Annotated in this window: 8 protein-coding genes; all 8 read left to right on the forward strand. The window is 56.9% G+C overall.

What is annotated here, in order from left to right:
• Positions 1-412 (forward strand): nucleoside triphosphate pyrophosphatase (locus tag ACETWG_09120; GenBank protein ID MFB0516746.1); only part of this gene is annotated, 412 nt, incomplete at its 5' end.
• Positions 413-443: 31 nt separating this feature from the next.
• Positions 444-1,421, forward strand: a complete 978-nt coding sequence (locus ACETWG_09125) for a helix-turn-helix domain-containing protein (GenBank protein MFB0516747.1) — start codon at positions 444-446, stop codon at positions 1,419-1,421.
• 418 nt (positions 1,422-1,839) lie between these two features.
• Entirely contained in the window at positions 1,840-2,301 is a 462-nt protein-coding gene (gene mraZ / locus ACETWG_09130; GenBank protein MFB0516748.1) for a division/cell wall cluster transcriptional repressor MraZ, read from the forward strand.
• 5 nt (positions 2,302-2,306) lie between these two features.
• Positions 2,307-3,248 (forward strand): 16S rRNA (cytosine(1402)-N(4))-methyltransferase RsmH, encoded by a 942-nt coding sequence (gene rsmH / locus ACETWG_09135; protein MFB0516749.1) that lies wholly within the window; start codon positions 2,307-2,309, stop codon positions 3,246-3,248.
• The gene (locus ACETWG_09140; GenBank protein MFB0516750.1) at positions 3,248-3,586 is read left to right on the forward strand and encodes a cell division protein FtsL; all 339 of its coding nucleotides are present in this window, start codon (positions 3,248-3,250) and stop codon (positions 3,584-3,586) included. The genes rsmH and ACETWG_09140 overlap by 1 nt, the downstream gene beginning before the upstream one ends.
• On the forward strand, positions 3,583-5,541 hold the full coding sequence (locus ACETWG_09145) for a penicillin-binding protein (GenBank protein ID MFB0516751.1): 1,959 nt from the start codon (positions 3,583-3,585) through the stop codon (positions 5,539-5,541). The genes ACETWG_09140 and ACETWG_09145 overlap by 4 nt, the downstream gene beginning before the upstream one ends.
• Positions 5,541-6,983: a UDP-N-acetylmuramoyl-L-alanyl-D-glutamate--2,6-diaminopimelate ligase gene (locus ACETWG_09150; GenBank protein MFB0516752.1), complete on the forward strand. Its 1,443-nt coding sequence runs from the start codon at positions 5,541-5,543 to the stop codon at positions 6,981-6,983. The genes ACETWG_09145 and ACETWG_09150 overlap by 1 nt, the downstream gene beginning before the upstream one ends.
• A partial coding sequence (gene murF / locus ACETWG_09155) for a UDP-N-acetylmuramoyl-tripeptide--D-alanyl-D-alanine ligase (GenBank protein MFB0516753.1) occupies positions 6,980-8,124 on the forward strand: 1,145 nt, incomplete at its 3' end. The genes ACETWG_09150 and murF, both read left to right, overlap by 4 nt.

The following is an 8,124-nucleotide window of genomic DNA, read 5'->3' on the forward strand; positions in this document are numbered from 1 at the left end:
CGACCTGGTCGTTGGCGCCGACACCATCGTTATCCTTGGCAAGGAGGTCATGGGTAAGCCGACTGACCTCGACGATGCCCGACGTATGCTGCAAACTCTCTCCGGGCAAACCCATCTGGTGAAAACCGCCGTTGCCCTGGTCTCCCTCGCTCCGGAACACCGCTCCGGCTTTGTCGAAACCACCGAAGTCACCTTCCATCACTTGGAACAAGATGATATCGAGCGCTATCTCACCATCGACCCGCCCCTGGATAAAGCCGGTGCTTACGGCATCCAGGACTGGAGTGGGGTGTTCGTGCAAAAAGTGGTCGGTTGCTACCATAATGTGGTGGGTTTCCCCCTGGCGCGGTTCCACAAACACTTACGGGACAGGGGTTTGTGGCCGCAACTCCTGATGATAAAGCACTTGTAACCATTATTGGGGTTGACGTAAAATAAACTTTATGGATCAGGCAGAAACCTTTTACCACGAGCTTAAACAACTTCGCATCGCTCAGGGCATCAGCCTGGAGGACATCTCTGTTAAGACCAGGATCAACATCCGTTTCCTGGAAGCGCTGGAACAGGGCCAGTTCGATGTGTTGCCCAAAACCTATGTGCGCCTGTTCCTGCGGAGCTATTGCCAGGGGATTGGCGTAAACGAAGAGGAAGCCCTCAAGCAGCTCGAAGACTACCTGGGCGAGCAAGACGAGCGGTATTCCACTGCCTTAGAGGACCTGAGCGCCGCGACTACAAGTTCGCCTCGTCCAGAAAGCACCCTGGATGTGGAAGTTCGGGGCCCGGCCAGGTTGCGCCGCGATCTGATCGCCGGCACGGCCATTTTCCTCTTCCTGATACTAATCACTTTCTTCGCCAGACGCATCTACCAGGGGCAAACCCCAGCGGAAATCCCCTCCACCTCCACTACTGCGAAGGATCTTACCGACCAACCGATCCAAACCACTGAACCGCCCCAGCCAAGTGCTCCCCTACTCAATGCTACGAAATCCACTCCTACCGCAGAGACCCCTCATCCAGCGACCACACCACCTCCACCGAGAAGGTCAACCCCGGTGGTACCCGAGGAATCAGCGGTGGAACTACCCGATGATCTCTTCGCTGAGGATCGGATTGTCGCCCACCACATGCAGCGCATCCGCCTGACTCCGCCTGTACGACTCACCCTTAGGGCCCGGGATAACGTGGTTATCCAGCCGATGATTAAAGGCCAGCGTGAGCCTACACTTAACCTTACCGTCGCCGATGCCCGCATGTGGACTGTCCAGGAAGATCTGATCCTGCGTACCAACGCCATCGAGAACCTCCGCGGCGACCTGAACGGAATCCCTATCGAGCTGGGCCAAGCCAGTGGAATCGGGATATTGAGGGTTACCCCCACCGGCGAATACGAAGTCTACGCCTACGCCGACACCACCCGATAGCCCCCGGTAGCAGGGTAACATCCATTCACCTTTCCCAACCCTCTATCAAGGCGGGTTGCCGAAAATCTCTCCTGCTAAAAGCCAAACCTACCCTGCAGTTCTCCTGAATAGACCTTAGCCTGACAAATTGGCCGATCACTCATCCGGGCATAGAAAGACGCCCATGCCGATATACAACACCAACACCTGGCACCGATTACCCCCACTTTTTGTGCATTAAAGAGAATAGCCCACAATATATACTACACCTTGAAAATAGTGTTCCCCCATTCTCCCATTTCTCTTGACATTGGCGGGTAAAAACTAATACGTTTGTGGGTAAAAGTGGGTAGATTTCCCATAAATTATTGACCGCTAGTGAGCGTTGTCGGCTTATTAACGGATAACAATACCGTGACATAACACTCAGGCTTGTGACTTGGAAACGATAGGCAATTCATTTACCGGCAATTACAGCTATACCCTTGATGACAAGGGGCGGATCAACATCCCAGCCAAGATGCGGAAGGTGCTAAAACCGGCTAACGACCGGACTTTTGTGGCCACCCGGGGGGCTGACCCCTGCATCATCCTTTACCCGCTGGAGGTCTGGAAAATAATCGAGGAAAAACTGATCAACCTCAATAAAGGACGCGCCATCAGCCGCCACTTTGCCCGGAACTTCGTCCGTTACGCCGAAGCGGTGCAGTACGATCACCAGGGTCGCGTCGCTCTACCAGCCGAACTGATTAAATACGCTGGCATTAACAAAGGGATCGAAATTGTCGGCATGATCGATCGAATCGAAATCTGGGATAAGGAGCGGCTCAGGGAATTCGAAAAACAATTTGCTGATCGCCAGGACGAGCTGGAAGCAATCGCCAATGAGATCAATTTCTAGGCCCCATGAACGCCTTGGCCCAGGAGTCCGGGCACGTCCCGGTGATGGTGAACGAGGTCCTGGACTGGCTTATCACTACGACCGGTGGGTGGTATGTAGACGGCACCATCGGAACCGGCGGGCACACGACTGCCATCCTTTCCCGATTGTCACCGGATGGGAAGGTATTGGGTATTGATCTGGATGCCGAAGCTCTGGCCATTGCCCGGGACCGACTTACCCTGGACTCGTCGCGGGTGGTTTTGCGCCAGGGTTCTTACGCCCAGGCTCACCTCTTCCTACAGGAACTCCAGGTGAGAGATTGTCAGGGTATACTGCTCGATCTCGGCCTGTCCAGTTTCGCTCTCGAAAACAGCGGTCGGGGGTTCACTTTTCAAACTGATGAGCCGTTAGACATGCGTTTTGATACCACCCACGGTCGGCCCCTGCACCAGGTATTACCCCGCCTGGCCCCCGCGACCTTGTCCGATATCCTCACTCGCTATGGGGAAGAGCGCCGTTCCCGGACCATCGCCGCTGCCATCCATCGTGAAGCCGTTGCCGGCCGATTGACATCCTCCGGCGCACTGGCGGAGGCGGTGCGTACCGGCGCCCAGGGTGCCCAGATTACCAAAACGCTGGCCAGGGTCTTCCAGGCTCTGCGGATATTTATAAACGACGAACTGAATACGCTCCAGACCGCCCTGGAGCGCCTGAGCGGCATCCTGGAACCAGGCCGAAGGACGGTCATTATTACTTACCACTCCCTTGAAGACCGACTGGTGAAGCAGTTCTTCGCCCGGGAATCGAAGGACTGTCTTTGCCCGCCGCAACTCCCCCAGTGTGTCTGCGGACACAGCGCTTCGTTCAGCATACTTACTCGTAAGCCGATTACACCTTCATCGGAAGAGCAGCACCGAAATCCCCGCAGCAGGTCGGCGAAATTGCGCGCCGTGGAGCGGCTCTGATGGCTGGGGTACGCCGCCAGGTTCAGTCTCCTGCCCGTAGACGATCACGCCACAGCTCCGGTCCCTCTTTTGCAGTCTTTTTCTTCTGGACCTTCTTTCTGGTCAGCGCAGCCATCGCTTACCTCTGGATCTATAATCAGACTGACGTAATAGCGGCGGACTTAGGGGAAAAGCAACAGTTGATCCTGGAATTGGAGAACACTAACCGTGAGCTGCAAGTATCGATTGATCAGCTGGCGCAGATCGACCGGATCACCAGGATCGCCCGCACCCAGCTGGAGATGGTCGTCCCCCCCGCTGAATCACTGATCGTGTATCTATCAGAGGCCAACCCGTGACGCGCTTATATCTCCAACATCGGCCACGGGTCATCCTGGTAAATTTCCTGGTGACGGCCCTCCTTCTAACGGTGGTAGTAAAGCTCTTCTATGTCCAAATCCTTAATCACAATGCTTACCGGTCCAAGGCCCATCAACAAAGCACTGAGGTGGTAGTTCTACCCGCCGTTCGGGGCAACATCGAAGACCGTAACGGTGAACCCCTCACCTCCAACATCATTCATTATTCCTTTGCTGTCGATCCCCAGGTAGTGGAACACATCGATTCCCTGATCAACCTGTTTGCCCGCACTTTCAACCGCTCCCCAGCCTACTACCAGAAGCGATTGACAACCGACCGGTCCTTCGTCTGGCTGGAACGGAATATCCCCCACCACCGGTGCGAAGGCATCCTCGGTTTCCAGGCCCCCGGCTTAATCGTTCAACAGGAGGTACGACGGCGTTACCCTTATTCCCATCTCACTGCCCCGTTAGTGGGGTTTACCGATGTGGATGGCAAAGGAATTGCCGGGCTTGAGTTGGAATATGACACGTTCCTTCGCGGCGAAAACGGATGGCAGGTATTAAGACGCAACGCGAAGGGACGTGTCATTCCTCATATCGGGGACGAGAGTCGGCCGCCCCACAACGGTGCCCGGCTTCAACTAACTGTTGATATTGACTATCAGTCCATTTTCCAGGAAGAAATGGCCCAGGCTTACAAACGCCTGGAACCTGAGGCTATTCATGGGATTCTCATGGATCCCTGGACCGGTGAGATCCTGGCTCTGGCCCAGTACCCCAGCTTCGATCCCGGCCGCCCCTGGGCCAGTCCCGCCGCCAACCAGCGCCTGCGAGCTATTACCGACATGTACGAACCCGGCTCCACCCTCAAGGTGGTTACCGCTACCGCCGCCCTAGATGCCGGCTATCATTCCCCCCTGGATGAATTCGACTGCGAAGGTGGCGAATTCACCTACCATAACTTTCTGATCAGAGACGCCTTCCCTCGTAACATCCTGACCCTCTCAGAAGTCATCGCTCACTCCAGTAACATCGGTATCATCAAAATTGCCGAAGAGATCGGTCCCAGCCTCCTTTACAAGTACGGCTGTCGGTACGGGCTGGGGGCTCGTACTGGAATTCGCTTACCCGCCGAGTCGCCGGGTATCTTCCGTGAACTTGGGGAGTGGAGCGCTGTGTCCAACGGTGAAATCGCCATGGGCCAGGAAATCGGCGTCACTACGCTCCAGCTGGCCCTCATCTATAGTGCCATCGCCAACGGCGGTTTGCTCATGCGCCCCTTCCTCGTCACCCAAATCCAGAATCCCACCGGAAAAGCTCTCGTTACGAACCACCCGCAAGTCATTCGACGGGTGGCGTCACCAGCCACCATGCAGCAGCTGTGCCGGATACTATACAATGCGGTTGAGAATGGCACCGGAAACGAGGCCCGCCTGCCCGGCTACACCCTCGCCGGAAAAACCGGCACCGCCCAAAAGTATCTCAACGGCAAATACTCTAGAAGGGAATTTGTGGCTACTTTTGCCGCCATGTTTCCCGTCGACCGCCCGCGTATAGTCTGTGTTGTGGCCATCGACAGCCCACAATACGGAAGGCACTTTGGCGGTGAAGCAGCAGCACCCATCGTCCGTAATGTACTCAAGCGCATTTTAAACCTGGACGACGATTTCTACGTGCCACCCCAGCCCGCTCCACTCGCCGAACGCAAAACTTTCACCCCGTACCTGATGGCCACCGCCGGTCACGTCTCCTCGGTCTCCAATCCCGGATTAGTCCCTGATTTCCAGGGCTTCAGTCTCCGCAAGGCCCTGCAGCTCGCACAACGCGCCGGAGTACGACTGCAAGTGGAAGGCTCGGGCCAGGTGGTGGAGCAGTCCTTAAAGCCAGGGACGCTGGTGGGCCATGATCAAGTTTGCGTCATCACGCTTGCTCCTGAAAGATACGCCCGGTGATGCCCCTCCAGCAGATCATGGATGGAATCAACTTCATGGCTCCCCTGCCAGACCTGGATATCGCCGGCCTGACTCATGACTCCCGGCAGGTGGCACCTGGCTGTCTGTTCGTGGCCCTTCCCGGCCTTCACGTTCAGGGAACCGCTTTCATTACGGAGGCCTTTCACAACGGGGCCAGGGCCGTCGCCGGACCAGCTCCCCGCCCTGATTCGGTGAAGGAACCCTATATTGCCTTGAGCGATCCCCTGGCAGCCTATTCCCGCATGGCGGCCAACTTTTATCAGCACCCAAGCAAACGCGTCCTGGTAATAGGCATCACCGGCACGAATGGAAAAACGACCACTGCCGAAGTGATGGCAGCCATCCTCCATGCCCACGAGATTCCGGCCGCCATCGTCGGCACGTTGGGTCTCCGCTATGAGCAGACAAGCGCATCCACCGGGTTCACCACCCCTGAAGCCAATCAGATCCACAAGATCTTTGCTGAACTCCGCGACCGAAAGATCCAGGGGGTGGTAATGGAGGTCTCTTCCCACGCACTGAAACAGCGGCGGGTGGATGATGTGGATTTTGACATAGCGGTCTTCACCAATTTCTCCCAGGATCACCTCGATTATCATACCGACATGGACGATTACCTGGCGGCCAAGCTGCGCCTGTTTGGACTCCTACCGGCTGGCCGCCCGGCCGTGGTTAACCTGGACGATCCCTGCAGCCAGCAGTTCATCCAGGCTGCCCCGGCTCTGGTGATCACTTATGGCCTGGGGAAAGAATCCGACCTGCAGGTGGTTGAAATGGGGCTCAGCTTGGATGTGACGGTGGCCAACCTGGTCTATCGGGATCAGGCTTTCTCGATCGAGAGCTCCCTGGTGGGGCAATACAACCTGGAAAATCTGTTGGCCGCCTCCGCCACCGCCCTCGTGCTGGATATACCGCCCTCAATAATTCAAGCCGGCATCGCCGCCGTGACAGCGGTACCCGGCCGGCTGGAGCGCATCCCATCCGCGACCCCGGGGAAAATCTTCATCGACTATGCCCATACACCCGATGCCTATGCGCAGCTGCTCGGTACCATGCGACAGCTGGCACCCAGAAAGACAGAGATCATCACCCTCTTCGGCTGTGGTGGTGACCGGGATCGAGCCAAGCGCCCACTCATGGCCAACCAGGCCGAGATATACTCGGACCGGCTGGTGATCACCTCCGACAATCCCCGGACCGAGAACCTGGAGCAGATCATCACGGATATTCTGGCCGGGCTGAGCCGGAAGAAACACGTGGTCATCGCCAATCGGAAAGAAGCCTTGCTCCATGCTCTGACGACCATGACTGACGACTCGATCCTTATGATCCTTGGCAAGGGCCGGGAGGATTACGAAATCATCGGGACCGAAAAGGTCTACCATAACGATGTAGAAATCGTCGAGACCTATGAGCCATGAGAATTGAACTTGCTGAACCTGCCGGGCTGACCCGGTTGCTGCGCGAACGCTACGGCCGAGCAGAGCTCCCCGAAATCAAGGGGATTAGCATCGACTCCCGTATAGCCCGGGCCGGTGACATGTTTGTGCCCATCGTTGGCAACCGCTTCGATGGTCACGACTTCGCCCTCGAGGCCGTGCAGGCCGGCGCAATAGCCATGATGGTCGAACGAAATCTCCCGGCCCTACCCCCCGGTATAGCTGTTATCCTTGTGCCCGACAATGTCCGGGAGCTGGGTGAGCTGGCTAAAGCTTGGCGCGAAAAATACACGCAAACCGTCGTGGCCATCACCGGATCGAATGGCAAAACCACCACCAAAAATCTGGTAGTGGATGTACTCGCTAAAAAATTCAGGGTATTGGGCACGGAAAGCAGCTATAACAGCACCATCGGTCTACCCCTGACGCTTCTGCGTCTGGGCCGGGAAATCGAGCTCGTGGTCCTGGAGCTGGGTTCAAACCATCCCGGTGAGATTGCTTACCTGGCCCGCCTCGCCCAGCCAGATGTCGGCCTGATTACGAATGTTAGCGAAACGCACGTGGCCCACCTGCAGGACAAGAAAGGGGTCATCCACGAAAAGGAAGCCCTGTTCAAGGCCCTGCCGCCGGATGGCACCGCCGTAGTTAACCTGGACGACGCCGCTGTGGCCCTTATGGAAACCCCTGCCCGGCGTTACACCTATGGCTTCGACCAACCTGCCGATGTAGTTGGACGATATGACGACAAGGAAACCGGCGGAAAGCTGATCGTCGGCACTGACCTGCACATAAGGCTCCCCCAGGCCGGGACGCACCTGGCTCAAAATGCCCTGGCGGCAACTGCAGTGGGAACACTATTCGGGCTCCCCGGTGAGTCGATCAAGGATGCCATCGAGGGATTCAGGCTGCCGCCGGGCCGCGGAGAGACATTCCGGTTCAATGGCGTTACCGTGATTGACGACTCCTACAATGCCAATCTGGTCTCCACCCTGGCCGGCTTGGAGACCCTGCTCGGAACTACATCAAAGGGGCGGCGTATTGCAGTGATCGGCGACATGCTCGAACTGGGTCGCTTTTCAGAGGAACATCACCGGCGGGTAGGTGAGTTTGCCGCTGCTCGCGG

It is taken from the genome of Candidatus Neomarinimicrobiota bacterium (genome assembly GCA_041862535.1).
Lineage (GTDB): Bacteria > Fidelibacterota > Marinisomatia > SCGC-AAA003-L08 > TS1B11.